Annotated in this window: 7 protein-coding genes; 2 read left to right on the top strand and 5 right to left on the bottom strand. The window is 67.9% G+C overall.

From position 1 onward, the window contains the following. Positions 1-147: 147 nt before the first annotated feature. Complete coding sequence (locus L6Q21_RS00110) at positions 148-3783, bottom strand: TonB-dependent receptor (protein WP_237828296.1); 3636 nt, start codon at positions 3781-3783, stop codon at positions 148-150. After that, positions 3780-12233 carry an SdrD B-like domain-containing protein gene (locus tag L6Q21_RS00105; protein WP_237828294.1) on the bottom strand — a complete coding sequence of 2818 codons (8454 nt, stop codon included), beginning with the start codon at positions 12231-12233 and terminating at the stop codon, positions 3780-3782. Before L6Q21_RS00105 ends, L6Q21_RS00110 begins: the two co-directional genes overlap by 4 nt. A 405-nt stretch (positions 12234-12638) precedes the next feature. On the opposite strand from L6Q21_RS00105, the gene L6Q21_RS00100 reads away from it, so the two are divergent. After that, complete coding sequence (locus L6Q21_RS00100; RefSeq protein WP_237828292.1) at positions 12639-13085, top strand: hypothetical protein; 447 nt, start codon at positions 12639-12641, stop codon at positions 13083-13085. Positions 13086-13157: 72 nt separating this feature from the next. After that, a complete protein-coding gene (locus tag L6Q21_RS00095) occupies positions 13158-13955 on the top strand; it encodes an SDR family NAD(P)-dependent oxidoreductase (RefSeq protein WP_237828291.1) in 798 nt (265 codons plus the stop codon). A 4-nt stretch (positions 13956-13959) separates the two neighbouring features. Here the strand turns inward: L6Q21_RS00095 and mtgA are convergent, their stop codons facing one another. From mtgA to L6Q21_RS00080, 3 genes are all read right to left on the bottom strand, one after another. Next, complete coding sequence (gene mtgA, locus L6Q21_RS00090) at positions 13960-14637, bottom strand: monofunctional biosynthetic peptidoglycan transglycosylase (RefSeq protein ID WP_237828289.1); 678 nt, start codon at positions 14635-14637, stop codon at positions 13960-13962. Further along, on the bottom strand, positions 14634-15350 hold the full coding sequence (locus L6Q21_RS00085; protein ID WP_237828288.1) for an N-formylglutamate amidohydrolase: 717 nt from the start codon (positions 15348-15350) through the stop codon (positions 14634-14636). Before L6Q21_RS00085 ends, mtgA begins: the two co-directional genes overlap by 4 nt. Before the next feature lie 225 nt (positions 15351-15575). Beyond that, positions 15576-15884: a hypothetical protein gene (locus L6Q21_RS00080; RefSeq protein ID WP_237828286.1), complete on the bottom strand. Its 309-nt coding sequence runs from the start codon at positions 15882-15884 to the stop codon at positions 15576-15578. Positions 15885-16312 lie beyond the last annotated feature (428 nt).

Genomic DNA, 16312 nt, shown 5'->3' with positions numbered 1-16312 from the left:
CGTGACTAGCTTGGGCCTCCTATTCCCCTTCGTCACCCCGGGCTTGACCCGGGGTCCAGCTTTTCGCCCGGCGTTGGCAAGAAGCGGGATCCCGGGTCAAGCCCGGGATGACGGAAAATACATCCGTTGCGCCAATGGGTTATCGACCTAGAACTTCCCGATGATGTTCACGAACACCCCGCCGTCGTCATAGCTGAGGTCCGAGAGGTCGTCGGAATAGTCGGTGAAATTATAGCCGACGCCGATCTTCAGATTGTTGCCCAGATGGCGATAGACGCCGACGAGGGCGCCGAGCCTCGCGTCCTCGGCTTCCTTCACCGCCAGACGGCGGACTTCGGCCAGCACGTCCCAGCGGGCGATCACCCGATAGTCGGCGCGCAAGGCCCAGAAGGTCGCCTCGCTGGCGAACCACTGCGCGCTCTCATCGCGGGAGGCGCGAAGCTCGCCGCGCCGATAGGCGACCTTCGCCCCGACCGCCAGGCGCGGCGTCAGCTGATAGGTGCCGTCCACCGCGACGATATGGCTGCGCTGCGCATAGTCGAGGTTGAGGCCGAGGCTGTCCACCTGCGCGGGGGAGGGCAGGTCGTAGAGGAAGGTGTATTTCGCCAGCACGTTCAGCCGGTCGTTGTCGACCGGGCGGTATGCGCCCGCCACCACGAACTCGTAGAAGTCCGCGTCCAGCGAGGTGCCGCTGTTGTCGCCTTGCGAGACGGAGACATTGGCCCGCCCGAACAGGCGCAGCGCGTCCGTCGCGCGGAAGGTGATCTGGTTGCGCGTGGCATAGGTGTGCCGGTCGCCCAGGCTGTCGCTGTCGTCGCGGCGATACTCCACCGCCGTCGCCCAGCGCAGTTCCTCATTGCCATAGTCGACGGTGCCGCCGACCACTTCGCGGCGGATGTTGTTGCCCAGCGCGTCGGCCAGCGCCCCGCGCTCGTAGCGGGCGCCGAACGTCCAGCCGGGCAGCGGCGTGAAGTCCACCCCATAGGCCTGCGTCAGTCCTGTGGGGCCGGCGCCATGCTCGTAGCGGCCCTCGGCGAAGACCGAGGTGGAGCTGCTGAGCCGCTCCCGGGCACCCGCCGTCAGCCGGCCGAGGCGGCCGCTGTTGAAGGAGTCCGGGTTTTCGGCGGCCAGCGCATAGCCGAGGTAGAGCGAGCCGCGCTCGCCGCGATTGAAGGTCGCCCGCGCGTCGGCGCCGAAGCCGAGGTCGCCGTCCGACAGGGCGCCGCGCACGCCGAAGCGGTCGGACACCTGCATGTCGCCCTGCACGCCATAGCGGTCGTTGCGCTGGCGGCCGCCGCTGCGGTCGAGCGTCTTCTGCCCGAAGACCGAGGCCGACCATGGCCGGTCCTTCAGCATCGGCGTGCCCTGCACGGGCGCGGCGATTTCGGGCGCATGCCGGTAGCCGGCGCTGACGGCGAGGTCGGTGCGGGTGCCGGTGAGGTCGGGGCTGGAAGGGAAGGGGGAATAGGCGCTCGCCTGCCCCTCCTGCTTGTCGGAGCGGAGGCCGGCGCTGCCGAACCAGCCCTTCACCGGCTCGTAGCGAAGCCCGCCTTCGATGGCGTGGCGGGAGGTGATGTCACCCTGCGTCAGGTCGGCTTTCGCCTGCAGCCGCAGGTTGTCCGTCAGCTTCACGTCCGCCTTGCCGCCGAACTGGTCCAGCCCTTCGGAGAAGGTCAGTTCGCCCGGCCCGGAATAGCCGGCTTCGCGGCGCTTCCAATAGGCCGCGACCTGCCCGTCGCCACCGAAGATTTCGGCGAGATCGGCGACGCCCTCCACGTTGAAGGCGTTGGCGGAGGTGTCGGTGGTGGCGATCTGCGTGAAATCATAACCGCCGGTCGACGACCAGGAAGCGCCGGTGCCCGGCCCCCTGGAATGGGCGAATTCGCCCTTCAGCCAGGTGCCTGGCTGCAGGCGCAGCAGGATGTCGGTGCCGTAAAGGTCCTGCGAGGCCTGATCCTCGCCCTGATGGTAGCCGGTCACGCCGACGCGGATATTGTCCGTCAGCCAGTGCTGCGCCCGGCCGCCCAGCGTCATCGCGTCGGGCCGGGTGAGGCCGGGCACATATTCGTAGGTGGCGACCAGCCAGACGGGATTGCCGGCAAGCGAGGCGTTCTGCACGAACAGGCTGTTGTCGGCGGTCAGCGGCAGCGCCTCGCGCAGCATCACCCGGCCCTGGATATAGTTCACTTCATAGTCGCGCGCGGCGATCAGTTCCCGCCGTTCGAGGACGAGGCCCGAATCCTTGTCGCGCACTTCCACGAACAGCCGCTCCGATCCGGCCGCCAGATCGCGGTTGCGCAGATAATAGACGGAGCCGCCAGTGGAGGTGAAATCCTCCCGCGCGCCGATGGTGCCGGGGTCGGCGGCGAAGCCGGTCACGTCCGTCCGCCGCTCGCCGAAGCTGGTCACATCCGGGTTGCGCCACTTCGCCTGCGCCCCGTAGAGGCCGCGCTGGTAGCGGATCAGCTCGTTGCCGGCGAGCTGGGTCTGGAAATTCCCCCACATCGCCTCGGTCGTCTCGCTCTCCGCCCGCACATAGAAGCGGCCGTAGGTGGGCGCGTCCTCGATGGTGGTCGAATCGTCGCCATAGACCGGATAGTGCCGCTCCGGGTCGAGTCGGCGCAGCAGCGAGCGCGGGTCGCGCTTCAGGAAGCCGTCGAACAGGTCGGAAACCGGATGCTCGCCGGTGTCGGCCGAGGCCGTCAGCCGCCAGTCCTCCGAAAGCCGGCCCCGGTAATAGAAGGCGAGGCGGCCGTCGACGAAGTCCTTGCGGGTGTCGCCCTGGTCCTCGCCCTGCAGGATCTGCCGGTTGCGGTCGAAGCTGCGATGCCCCGCCGTCAGATCGGCGATGGCGACGAGGAAATGGTCCTCGTTCGGGGCGTTCAAGGCGCGGCGATAGTCCATCGCCGGGCCGCCCGGCTCCGCCACGCGCACGACGATCTCCTTCGTTCCGGCCGGCACGATCTGCTGGCCGACGAAGCGCCGGGCGGGATCGACCGGGATGCGGGTGCCGAAGGCCGAAACCTCGGCCGAGGCGTCGGCGACGCCGCCGCTCACCGTCACTTCCGTGCCCTTGACCGGGATGTTCGCCCTCAGGCGCATATTCTCGAACGAGGGGCCGCTGCGCGCGTCGTCGTGGCGATCCGGATGCGCGGCGGTCGCCCGCACTTCGGCGGGCGCGGTCTCGTCGAAGAGGCCGGCCTTGTCGTAGACGCGCAGCAGGATTCGGTAGCTGCGCTCGCCTGCCTCCTCCGGCACGGTCCAGAGGGTCGGCTCGCCCAGCCGCACCGGCACCACCGTCAGCGGCGTGCCTTCCGGGCTGTCGCCGGGGCCGAAGATGCGAAGCTCGGCCCGGTCGATGAAGGCGGCGTAGTTGGTAAGCGTCTCCACCTTCAGCGTCGCGCCGGGGCGGATGTTGGGAACTACGGGGGCGACGCTCAGCATCGGCACCGCGTCCAGCCGGGTCACCTGCACCAGGATTCCGGATTGCGCGAGCTCCTTGTCGGCCGCGCGTTGCAGGTCGGCGTCGGCCGGCGTGTCGCTTTCGCCATCCACCGTCACCCGGAAGGCATCGTCGGTGGAGGCCGAGGTGGGGGCCGGCGCGCCGCGCTCCAGATTGGGGGCGACCCCACGCCGGGGCGTTGAGCTGTCGTCGTGGAACGGGCCGCAGGGGCGTTCCGTGGTGCCACAATGCGCCTGCTCCTGCGCGAAGGCGCCGGAAAGCGTCAGCGGAGAGGCGCTCAGCATCAGGGCCGCGAGGGTGCGCAAGGGAAGGCGGTTCATTGGGCGTCTCCCTTCTTGGGCTTGGCCGGGATGCTGGTCTCCTCTTCGATGATCAGGCGGTATCGGTCGGGCTCGCTTCTCCAGCGGTCGCGGATGGCGTCCTTCACGGCTTCCAGCCGCGCCTTCACCAGCCGCTTCTCCTCGCCCCGCACCCCGTAGGAGAGGCGCAGCACCGAGGGCTTTTCGGCCAGCGTCGCCACCAGCGCGTCGAGGCGGGGCAGGAACGCATCCGCCAGCTTCTCGCCGGCGAAGGCGTCGCCGTTCACGTCCAGGCGAACCACCCGGCCAAGGGCGGCGGCGAAGTTCATCGTCACCATCTTGCCGCGCGTAAGGCGAACCGTGTCCGGGTTGACCGAGATCATCCGGTAGCCGGTCGGCAGGGTGCGCTCGTCCAGCTTCAGGATGAAGTTGGAGCCACGGTCCTCGTTCGGGATCATAGGACAGGTCACATGGTAGCGGCCTTCCGAGTCCGTGGTGATGAGGAGGCCGCGCGCCGAGGCGACGCGAACGCCCGGAAGCCCCGGCTCGCCCTTGTCCTGCACACCGTTCATGTTGCGGTCGTCGAACACCTTGCCGATCACGTCCGAGCAGTCGAAGTCGGGATCGGGGATGATGCGGACCGTCGCGTCGGCGATGTTGGAGACGATCCCGCCCACCAGCGTGTTCACCGCATGGGCGCGGTTCACATGCTCGCCCTCGCCGACGCCGGCACCGACCGTCAGGATCAGCTGTACGGTCTTTTCCTGACCGGCGGTGAAGCTCTGGTTCGGCCAGCTCAGCGTCCGGCCGGAGACGACCGGCTCGGTCGGCACGCCGTCCACCGTGGCGCTGCCTTCGCGGTAGCGGAAGCCGGCCGGGGTCACGTCGGTGATGGCGATGTTGCCGATCGCGCCCGACAGCGTGTTCCGGGCGGTGATGGTGTAGGGCACCAGCTGGCCACGGCTGACGTTCGTCATCGGCGTGCGCTTCGTCACTTCGATGGCGCCCTCCACGACCGGGTCGAGCGGGATGTGGTTGTTGACGATGTTCGCCGACACGCCGGGCACCAGGGCGAAGGCCAGATAATAGGCCGTCGTCTGCCCGCCGGGGTTGCAGGCGGCCGCCGCGCTGGTCGGCGGGGCGCTGTTGTAGGTGGACATCAGCAGCGGGTCCGGCTCGCGCTGGACGCTGTAGGCGCCGCCGCAGGGCGGGATCATCGCCGAGGGCTGCAGCGGGTTGTAGCTGCCGTTCGGCGGCGTCACCGCCAGCGTGTAGGTGCCGGCCGGAGCGCCGGGCAGCAGCAGGAACTGGTAGATCCCGCTGGAACCCGTCACCTGCGAGGCATTGGCCGCCCCGCCCAGCAGATGCACGGCCGGATCGAAGCCGGCCGGGCCGCCGATGCGCACGGTGGCGCCCTCGACGGGCGTGCGGCGCACGGCGTCATAGACCACGCCCGACGGATCGAGCGGCAGCGACTGCTGGCGGATGTCGGCGCCGGGCTGCACCGTCATGGCGGAGAGCGTGCCGCCCTCCATGGTGGCGCCGGCCGGGTTCGCGGGCGAGACTTCGCCGTTCACCGCCGCAGCGCCGGTTTCGTTCGGGCGGGCGCTGCCGAAGGCGGCGTTGTTCACCGGGTTGCGGAAGCGCACACCATAGCCGCTGCCTGGCGCCACGCCCTCGAAGGCGTAGCCGCCATCAGCACCGGTGGTGGTGGTTTCCACCACTTCGCCGTTCAGCAGCAGCTCGACGATCCACTCGCCCTGCAGCGCTTCGCCTGCGCCGAGCGCGCGGTCGTGGTTCGAGTCCAGCCAGACATGGCCGGAGATGCGTGCGCCATCGCCCTGCTCGCCGAAGAGATAGCCGCTGGAGTCGATGCCGCCGCCCAGCTCGATCGCCGAGATGACGTCGCCCGAGACGATGCCGCCCGAGGTGCCGGCGCTGTTGCTGTGCGTGCGGTAGCCGGCCGGCTGGGTTTCGCGGATGCTGTAGCTGCCGCCCACGAGCGCGGTGAAGCGGTAGCTGCCGTCGGCCGCGGTCACCACCGTCTGGCTGACGGGGTTGCCGCGCGCGTCGGTGCCGCTCAGCGTCAGCATGACTCCGGGGATTCCGGGCTCGCGCGGATCGAAGGCGCCATTGCCGTTGGTGTCGTTATAGACGCGGCCGGCGATGGAACCCACCCGCTCCCCGAAGTTCACCGGGGTGACGGGCTGGTCCACGCCCACCTTCAGCGGCACGCGGTTGCCGGGATTCTCCGGCCCCTCGCCATAGCCGGCGGGCTGCTTCTCGACGATCACATAGTCGCCGGCTTCGATTTCCGCGAAGTCGTAGCGGCCGTCCGGGCCGGTGGTGACGCTTTGCACCACCGTGCCGTCCGGGCGCTGCAGTTCCACGGTGACGCCGGGGATTCCGGGTTCGCCCGGATCCTGCACGCCATTGTTGTCCAGGTCGACATAGACGGTGCCGCCCTGCGCCTGCCCGCGCTCGCCGAAGCCATATTGGCCGGCGTCGATTCCGGCGCCGAGCGCAATGCCGCTGACGACATCGTTGCCGACGGTGCCGCCGGCGGTGCCGGCCGAGTCCAGCCCGTCCGAATAGGCGGAGGGCTGGGTTTCGCTCAGCGTGTAGCTGCCCGACAGCAGGTCCTCGAAGCGGAAGTCGCCGTTGGCGTCGGTCGTCGCCGTCCGCTCCACCGGATTGCCGGCAGCGTCGGTTCCGGTCAGGCGAATGCTCACGCCTTCGATCCCGCGCTCGCCGGTCTGGCGCACGCCGTCGTTGCTGCTGTCCACGAACACCGAGCCGGAGAGGGTCGAGAGCGTCTCGCCGAAGTCGATTTGCGCGGATTCGCCCGCCGTCACCGCCACTGAGCGCGAATCCGGCGTGGAGGAGCCATAGCCGGCCGGCTGGGTCTCGACGACGGTGTAGCTGCCCGCCGGCAGATTGTCGAAGCGGTAGCTGCCGTCCGCGCCGGTGGTGGTGGTCGCCACCACAGCGCCATTCTGCATCAGCGTGATGGTCACGCCGGCGATGCCGCTTTCATTGTCGTCGACGCCGTCGCGGTCGCGGTCGAGATAGACCCGGCCGGAAAGGCTGGTCGCCCGCTCGCCGAAGTCATAGCCGCTGCCGTCGGCGCCATTGCCCAGCGGGATGGCGGTGATGCCGTTGGTGGCGGCGCCGGGGCCGAAGCTGCCGTTGTTGACGCTGCCGCCCGGCGTGCCGGCGGATTCGCGGCCATCGGCATAGGCGCTCGGCTGGTCCTGCACCAGGTCGTAGCTGCCGGCCGGCAGGTCGTCGAAGCGGTAGTTGCCATTGGCGTCGGTCGTCGCGGTGCAGGAAAGCGCCGGATCGAGGGCGGCGCGCAGCGCGCAGATGTCCTCGCCGGTGGCGGTCCGGCCCGAAAGCGTGACGGTGACGCCGGGAAGCCCTGCCTCGCCCGGCTGGCGGATGCCGTCGTCATTGCCGTCGATATAGCTGCTGCCCGAAAGCGAGCCGGCGCGCTCGCCGAAGGCATAGTTCACCCCCAGCTCGCCGGTGCCGATGACGATGCCGGAGATGACATCGTTGCCGGCGGTGCCCCGCACCACGCCGTTCACCGTGCCGGCGGCGTCGGCGCCATCGGCATAGGCGGAAAGCGGCGCGCTGGACTGGGCCTGCTCGGTCAGCGTGTAGCCGGCCGTGGAGGAGCCCGGCACCTGGTTGAAGAGGAAGGCGCCGCTGGCGTCGGTGGTGGCGGTGCAGGCGGTGATGGCGCAGACATCCTGCCCGTTTGCGGTTTCGCCCGACAGGGTGATGCTCACCCCGGCGATCCCGGGTTCGCCGGCGTCGCGCACGCCATTGTCGTTGCGGTCGACATAGACATAGCCGCCGAGGCCCTGGCCGGTGGCGCCGAAATCGTAGCGGGTGGCGCTGGTGCCGCTGGCGATCACCACATTGGAGACGCTGGTGTTGGCAACGCCGGGCGCCGCGACATTGCTGCCGCTGACGCCGCCCGAGGTGCCGCCGGCCGAGCCGATGAAGGCGCCGCTGGGCGTCAGGCCCGCGGGCGGGGTCTGGCTGACGGCATAGGTGCCGGGGCGCAGCACGCGGCAGTCCGGGTTGGAATCGCCTTCCAGCGGGAAGCTGTATTGGCCCGTCGCCGTCGTCGTCAGCTGGCAGTCGACCGTCTGGCCGAGGTCGTTGGTGCCCGTCAGGCGGACCAGCGCGCCGGCGAGGCCGGTCGTTTCGTCCGCATCCCTGGTGGCGTTGGAGTTGGGGTCGAGGAAGACCGTGCCCGAAAGGCTGGACGACGGCAGTTCGCCGAAGTCGCGGTTGGTGAGCGCCTGGCCGGGGGCGAGCGGGCCGACGACGATGTCCTCGGGCGCGGTCCGCCCGGCCGAGCCGGCGATCACCGCGCCGATGCCGTTGCGGTCGAGGCCGTCCGACAGCCCGTTCGGCTGCACCAGCTGCGTCACCCGATAGCCCTGCGCGTCCGAAGGGGCGAGGTCGTCGAAGAGATAGCCGCCCGTGGCGTTGACGCTGCGGGTGAGGTTCACGGCGTTGCCGGCATAGTCGGTGCCGCTGAGTCGCAGGTGCGGCGCCGACGGGAATTCGCCCGGCCCGACTCCGGTCTCGCCGGCGTCGAGGGCGCCGTTGTTGTTGGAGTCGCGGTAGACGGTGCCGGCGATCGAGCCGGCGGCCAGTTCCTGGAAGATGTAGCCGGTGGCGTCGGTCTGGGCGGCAAGGGCGATGGCGGAGATGCTGTTCTCGGCCGGGGCGCTGGTGAAGGCGCCGTTGTTCACAGTGCCGCCGCTGCTGCCGGCGACTTCGCGCCAGTCGTGGAAGCCGGCGGGCTGGGTTTCGACCAGCGTGTAGGTGCCGGGCGGCAGGCGGTCGAAGCGGTAATTGCCCGAAGCGTCGGTGGTGGCGGTCGCCGTGATCGCGTTGCCGAAGCTGTCGGTGCCGGAAAGGCTGATCCCGACTCCCGCGATGGCTTCGCCGGCCTGCATCGCGCCGTCGAGATTGTTGTCGGCGAAGACGGTGCCGGCGATCGACGAGGCGACGATCCGCACCGCCGCCGTCTTGCTGTTGTTGCTGTCGTCGGCGTCGCGGGCGAGGTCCTGCCCTTCCGCGTCCTTGCCCGGGGCGATGGAGGCGGTGTTGGTCTGGTCGGCGTTCAGCGCGCCGGCGAAGGGGTGTGCGGCCCTGGCGGACAGCAGGATCGTCACCTGCGAGCCGTCCGGCGGGAAGCTGCCGTCCAGCACGCAGAGCAGGCTGCTGCTGCCCGTGCAGGCGATGCTGGAAACGCTGGCGGCGCCCGAAGCGGTGGCGGTGGGCGTGGGCGCTGCAAGAACGAAGCCTGCCGGCAGATTGTCGGTCACCCGCACCTGCGCGATGGGCGAGACGCCGTTGTTGCGCACCACGATCCGATACTGGATCGGCTCGTTCACGGACGCCGGATTGGGCCCGACCACCGACTTCGACACGACTTCGAGATCGACGGACGGCAGCACCGTCGTCGTCTGCACCGCCTTGTTGTTGTCGAGCTGCGCGTCCGCCTGGCTTATGCTGGTGTTGTCCTGCTCCAGAGCCACCACTTCCGCGCGGTTGCTGAAGGTCAGCGGGCCGGTGGGGGCGGTGCCGGAGGTGGTGAAGCGCAGGCGGAAGATCACCTGCCGCTCCGCATCCAGGAAATTCTGCGCGGTCTGGCTGGCGTGCAACCGGCATTCCACCTTGCCGCCATTCAAGGCGCAATTCGGCGCCGGCGGGGTGTAAAGCGTCATATTGCCGTTGGCCGGCACCGGGTTCACCTCGAACCCGGCGAAGGCCATACCATAGCCGGCGGGCGGCTCGGGCGTGTCGATGATGGTCAGGTTGGTGGCGCGCGACGGCCCGTAGTTGGAGACGCGCAGGTCGTAGACCAGCTCGTCGCCGAAGCGGCGGGGGTCATATTCCGGCGAAGGCTCCTGCTTGGTGATCGCGAGATCGAAGCCCGGCGCGTTGACGTCATGCTCCACCGATCCTGCGTTGTTGGCGGTGGTGGTTTCCGCAGTCGTGGTCGTCACCGAGGCGGTGTTGGTGTGGCGGATCGGGAAGCCGGAAGTGGCGCCGCCGAAGGGGAACCTCGGCCGCACCTGCTGCTGGATCTGAAAGGTCTGGCCGCGGGTGAAATCCGCCATCTGGCAGCTCACGAGGCCGGTCGCCGGATCGGCGGTGCAGACGCCGCCCGGCTTCGTGGTGGTCGGGTTGCCGACGAGCTCGAACCGGGCCGGGTCGATGCTGTCGGTGACGACCACGTTCTGCGCGGTGTTGCCGCCCTCGTTCCTGACGTTGATGGTGTAGTGCGAAAGCGTTCCCACCCGCGCCGGATTGGGGGTGATGGTCTTGCCGGTGACCGCCATGTCGGCCAGCGGCACCACGTCGTAGAGCGCGCTCGACTGGTTGTTGCCGCTGTCGCTGTCGATGGTGTCGGGGGACGAGATGCGCGCGGTGTTGGTGTAGGCGCCTTCGGCGAACGGCCGGGTCATGCGGACGACGGCTTCGCGGCTGCCGCCGGGCTCCAGGTTGCCGAAGGTCCAGACCAGTTCGCCATTGCCCGCCGTGTAGGAGACGGCGCCGGCGGTCGCGCTTTCCTGCGCCACCGGAGTCTGGAAGCCGCCGCCGTTGAGCCGGTTGGGCAGGGTGTCGCGAACGACCACCGTTTCCGCGGTTTCCGTGCCGAGGTTGGAGGCGACGAAGCGGATGTAGAGATGCTGGCTGCCGGCCGGCACCGTCAGCGCCGGGGTCTGCGTCCAGGGGCCGGCCGGGCTCAGCCCCACCTGCTTCAGCACCGAGAGATCGGTCGTCACCGTCGTCGAGCGCGCGGTGGCGCCGGCGCAGTCGTTGCCGCTGTTGCCGTCGGCCGGAAGGGCCAGCGAATTGGCGGTGGAGCCCGAGCAGGCGGTGTTGGTGAGATTGACGTTGGCGGTGGCCCCCGCGCGCGTCACCAGGTCCAGATCGATACGGCCGTTGACGGCGACCGATCCGGTTCCCGTCGTCCGGCAGGTGATGATCGCCGCATCCTGGCTGCAGGCCCAGCCGGCGCTTGCCGACACATAGCTTTCGTCGGCCGACACCGTGTCGGTCACGACCAGCGGGTTCGCGGGGCTGTAGTCCAGCCTCGACGGCCCGTCGTTGTGCACCCGGATATGGCTGGTCATCAGCTCGCCGGCCTGAACCGGGTTGGGCGTCTTGGTCTTGGTGACGAAGAGGTCGGCAGACGCCGGCACGATTCGATAGGATGCCGTGGCGCGGTTGTTTTCCGTATCGGGTTCGGAAAGGCCGCTGGGCGCGGTCACGACGGCGACATTCTGCTGCGTGCCCGCCGTGGGCGTCAGCGCGGTGACGGGAATCTGGAACTGGCGGCTGGTGCCGCTGGCGAGGTTCCCGGCGCTGCAGGTCACCGTCTGTCCGCTCCGCGCGCAACCGGCCGGCAGCGTGCCGATCTCGAAATTGCCGGCGAAGCTGTCGCTGATGCTCGCCCCGTTCACGCTGAGCGGGCCGTCATTGTAGATCGTCAGGGTGACGATGGTGGAATTGCCCGCGACGATCGTCGTGTCGTCGAAGGATTTGCCGGCGCGCAGGTCGCTGCCCTCGTTGATGAGCGTGACGACGGGGGTCGCGGCGTTGTTGCCGATATGCGGGTCCAGAACGGACGGGCTCGTCAGTTCGGTGAAGGCGTTGTTGGTGATGGTGCCGCTCGACTGGCGGATGACCCGGCCGGTGATGGTGATCGGCGGAAGCGCCCCCTGGATGGAAGCGCCCTGCCAGGTGCAGGTCACCACCGTTCCCGATCGCTGGCAATTCCAGTTGCTGCCGCTGGCCGACTGGAACTGGAAATCGCTGGCGGGGGGCAGATTGTCGATCACGCGGATCGCGGCCGTGGCGTTCGGCCCGTCGTTGCGGGGCGACAGCGTGTAGCTGATAAGGCCGCCGGCGACGATCGAGCTGCCGAGCAGGTTGTCGGTCTTGGTGACGCTGAGGTCGGCGCCGGAAACCACGGCCGGGCTCACCGTCAGGCTGTTGTTGGACGGGTTGGGGTCGGTGCCGCTGGTCAGCGCGATGCTGGCCGTGCTGCTGCTGGCGCCGGTGGAGACGGCGGTCGCCTTATAGTCCAGCATCTGGTTGCCGACCGGGAACTGCTCGATCGTGCAGCTGAGCGTCTGGGCGCCGGCGGCGCCGGCGAGGGTGCACGAGCTGGGGAAATCGCCAGCGGAAACCTGGAAGCGGCTGGGGACGGAAACCGTGACCACGGCGCCGCTGACGGCGGTCGGGCCATTGTTGGTCAGCCGGATGCTGAACTGGGTGGTGGCGCCATTGGGCACCGGGTCGGGCTGCCAGCCGTAATCGGAAACCTGGACGTCCGATGCGAATGCCGGGGCAGTCGCCCCCAGCGCCAGCGCGCATGCAATCAGCTTGACGAAATCCGTGGCGCGAAAACGCGCGAATCGATTGAACACAGCACGACCCTGTTAAGATAATGTTAACGATAATTGGCGCCGCGCTTAGCAAAGGTCGTGCGAAAGGCAAACCAAAGCGGTTTGGATTTTACATTTGGTTGCAATCGATGGGATGCTTGGGCCTGTTTTCCTGAAAAAGGGCAGTTTTCTTGAAAATCACCGGTTAGCGATCTGTAAAATCGATGTTTGTCGCGATTGATCGCGGGATCTGCCCAGCCGGCATTGCGGCGCTGTCATGCCGGAACAGCGCTGCACGATGTTCCTTATCGGTAAACTGCGACCTTCTGCCGCATGGTTTCCATTTGTTAACCATAATGGGAAGAGCCGGAAGCAGTCTGTCGCCAGCGGCAATCGAGTGTCGACGTTCGCGAAATCCGCTATGATCGCCGCGGGAGGACCAATCTCATGGCCAATGCGGAACAACGCCCGGCACCATGGCATCACTGGCTGGTGTCGCTTCTCGCCATCGTCTGGAACGGCTTCGGGGCTTTCGACTACAGCATGACCCAGTTGCAGGGAGAGGTCTGGCTGCGGCGGATGAACATGACTGAAGCGCAGATCGGCTTCATGAACGCCATGCCGGGCTGGGCCTTCGCGGTCTGGGCGGTCGGGGTATGGGGCGGGGTGCTTGGCGGCCTGCTGCTGCTGTTCCGAAGCCGCTTTGCGGCACCTGTGTTCCTGCTGTCGCTGGCGGCTTTCCTGCTCAGCCTCGTCAACAGCTATCTTCTCATGAACGGCGCCGAGGTGATGGGCGGCCCGCAGGCTTTCGGGATGAACGCCATCATCCTCGCGGGATGCCTCTTCTTCCTCTGGTATGCGCGCCGGGCGGCGGCCAGGGGCATATTGCGCTGATCCTCTCCGCTTCGGCAGCTTGGGCGCCCGCCAGGCCGGGGCCATGATGCCGGGCAAGGAAGGGAGAGGGCGATGAAGCTGAAGGGGAAGGTGGCGCTCGTCACGGGCGCGGCAAGCGGCATTGGCCGCCAGGCGGCGCTGGCGCTGGCGCGCGAGGGCGCCGCCGTGCTGGCGACGGACGTGGACGAAAGCGGCGGCGCGCAAACGCTGGACTCGATCCGCAAGGCCGGCGGCGAAGCGCTGTTCCGCCCGCACGATGTGAAATCGGAAGAGCAATGGGCCGATGCCGTGGCGACGGCGCTGGAGGCGTTTGGCCGGCTCGACATATTGGTGAATAACGCCGGCATCGGCTCGGGCCAGCTTGTGACCGAGATGAGCCTCGACTCCTGGAACAATCTTGTCGCCGTCAACCTCACCGGGGTTTTCCTCGGCTGCAAGCACGCCATCCCGGCGATGCGCGCCGGCAGGGCAGGCGGCTCCATCGTCAACATATCCTCGGTCGCCGGGCTGGAAGGGGCGGCCGGGCTTGCCGGCTATTGCGCCACCAAGGGCGGGGTTCGCCTCTTCACCAAGGCCGTTGCCAAGGAATATGCGGCCGACGGCATCCGCTGCAACTCCGTCCATCCCGGGATCATCGACACGCCGATCTGGACCAGGATCGACGAAGGCGGGCTTGCCGGCACGCGCGAACAGCTTGGAACGCCGGCCGGCGCCAATGCCATAGCGGTGGACGCCATCGCCATGCTGGCGCCACTGCAACGCCCCGGCCTGCCGGAAGAGATCGCCAACGGGATAGTGTTCCTCGCCTCGGACGACAGCAGCTACATGACGGGCTCGGAACTGGTGATCGACGGCGGGATGAGCGCCTGACCGGCTATTTCCAGATGCAGCCGTCCAGGCCGTCGTTCGCCACCACGCGGGTGCGGCTGGCGATGCGATCGGCGTAGCGCCTAGTGTAGCGGCCCGGCGAGGCCGCGTCGCGCTGGATGGGCTGCGGCAGGATGGCGGCCAGCCGCGCCGCTTCCTGCCGGCTGAGCTTGCTGGCGGGCTTGTCGAAATAGTGCCGGCTGGCGGCCTCCACGCCGAACACGCCCCGCCCGAATTCGGCGATGTTCAGATAGACTTCCATGATGCGGGGCTTGCCCCACAGGAATTCGATCAGGATGGTGAACCAGGCTTCCACGCCCTTGCGGACCATGGTGCGGCCGGGCCACAGGAAGGCGTTCTTCGCGGTCTGCTGGCTGATGGTGGAGCCGCCGCGCAGCTTCCGGCCCTTCTCATTCGCCTCCATCGCCTTTTCGATGGCCTCGACGTCGAAGCCGCGATGCTCGCAGAAACGCGAATCCTCCGCGGCGATCACCGCGCGGGGGATATGCCGGGACATTTCATCCAGCCCCACCCATTGCTGCTTCACCTCCACGCCGTTCAGCCGGTCGCGGATCATCAGATAGGTGGTGGGCGGATCGAGAAAGCGGTAGACGCCCACCCAAAGCAGGGAAAAGGCGATGAGGCCCAGAAAGGCCTTGATCAGCAAGGCCAGAAAAGCCTTCACAGCCCTTCCAGCGTCGCGGCGATGGCGCGGGCCACGATGGCGGCATAAAGGCCGGCCCCCGCTTCGTCCGAAATGAGATCCTGACGGATTTCAAAGCCGAGATAGGGCAGGCCGGCGGCTTCGGCATGCCGGTCCATCGTGTAGTTCAGAACCTTGCCGGAATAGGGCTCGTTCGCACCGACCGGCCCGGGCAGGCCTGGCTCCGCCTCCAGCGCGGCGATGGCGAGTTCGGCGGCGCGATAATCCGCGTTCCACAAAATGGCGATCGGCCATGGCCGGGGGGTGGGCGCCGAAGCCAGCGCCGGCGTGAAGCTGTGGATGGAGACCAGAAGCCGGGGTTGCCGCTCGGCCACCAGCGAGCCGATGCCGTCGTGAAACAGATCGTGCAGCGCGTGGCGCGCCTGCATTTGCGCCGGGGAAAGGCCGATATTGCCGGCGATCAGGATGCCGTCGCTCTTTTCCGGAACGCTGTGGTCGGGCGGGCGATTGCAGTCCACCACCAGCCGCGACACGCTGGCGAGCCAGGCGCCGCAACCGAGTGCATCGGCCACCCGTTCGGTCACCGCGGCGGCGCCGATATCCCAGGCGACATGCTCCTGCATTATGTCGGCGGCGACGCCGAGGTCGATCCCGGGCGGGACGGCGTTGGAAGCATGGTCGCAGAGTAGAAGAAGCCGATGGTCCGGCCCGTCGATCAGGCGCGGTCTCATCATGGACAGGCTATGGTCATCTGGAGGTGATTCTGCCGATACTGGGTGCGGTTGCCCGTTTGTGGCAGCAGCGGCAGCCGGCCTCAAGCCCCGCCGGCCAGTCGGGCATGGCCCAGAAACGAAAAGGCCCAGAAACGAAAAGGGCGGCGGTTCCTTATGGAACCACCGCCCTTTGGGTGGGACAGGCCGCGTGGGAGGGGGAGGGAGAGCGGCCCGTCCGGGAGGATGTTACTGCACGTTCGCCGAGGCGGTCGGGCTCATCACGGCCGCGATGTCGGTGCCCAGCGACTTGGCGGCGAGGTTGAACTTCTTCACCGCTTCCGAACGGTTGCGGGCTTCGCACAGCGCTTCGCCCAGGGCGATGTTGCGCTCGGCCTTCTTCGCGGCGGTCGCGTCGGAGGTGGCGGCAATGGCGCGGAGCTTGGCGGGGGCCGAATCGCAGGTTTCGGCGTTGGCGAAGGCCGGGGCGGCCGTGGTGGCGGCAAGGGCGACGGCGAGGGTCATGATGGCGCGCATGGCATTATCCTTCCTGTTCATCGCCGGCGTGCCTCCTTTGCCGAGACCATCCGGCCGACCGTCGCATCCCATAACGTCCGGCAATCGGGATCCGGAGTTTTTCGAGCGACGCTCAATTCGATACAGGGCTAATTAAAGTTTCGCTCAGTTTGCGTCAATGGCAAAATTGAGCGACGCCCGGATCCTTGCAGCAAATTATACCGCAGTGCAGCGAGGCTTTGGCATGCAGATTGAAATAAGTCATTATTGCTAAGCCGTTACAGCGGCCTATCAGTTCTGCCATGCCGAAAATCGACTGGAGCCATGCGAAAAAAGCATGGATTATGTCTGTAAGGTCCAGGTCGAGGACTCATGTTCCCCATCGTCATCCCGGGCTTGACCCGGGGTCCAGCTTTTCGGCCAGCCTGGTCAAGCCCGGGATAACGGAAACATATCAATTGCCTGTATGA

Origin of the sequence: Sandaracinobacteroides sayramensis, from assembly GCF_022014495.1 — a bacterium.
Taxonomy (GTDB): domain Bacteria; phylum Pseudomonadota; class Alphaproteobacteria; order Sphingomonadales; family Sphingomonadaceae; genus Sandaracinobacteroides; species Sandaracinobacteroides sayramense.
This window is presented reverse-complemented; position numbering and strand designations above follow the sequence as displayed.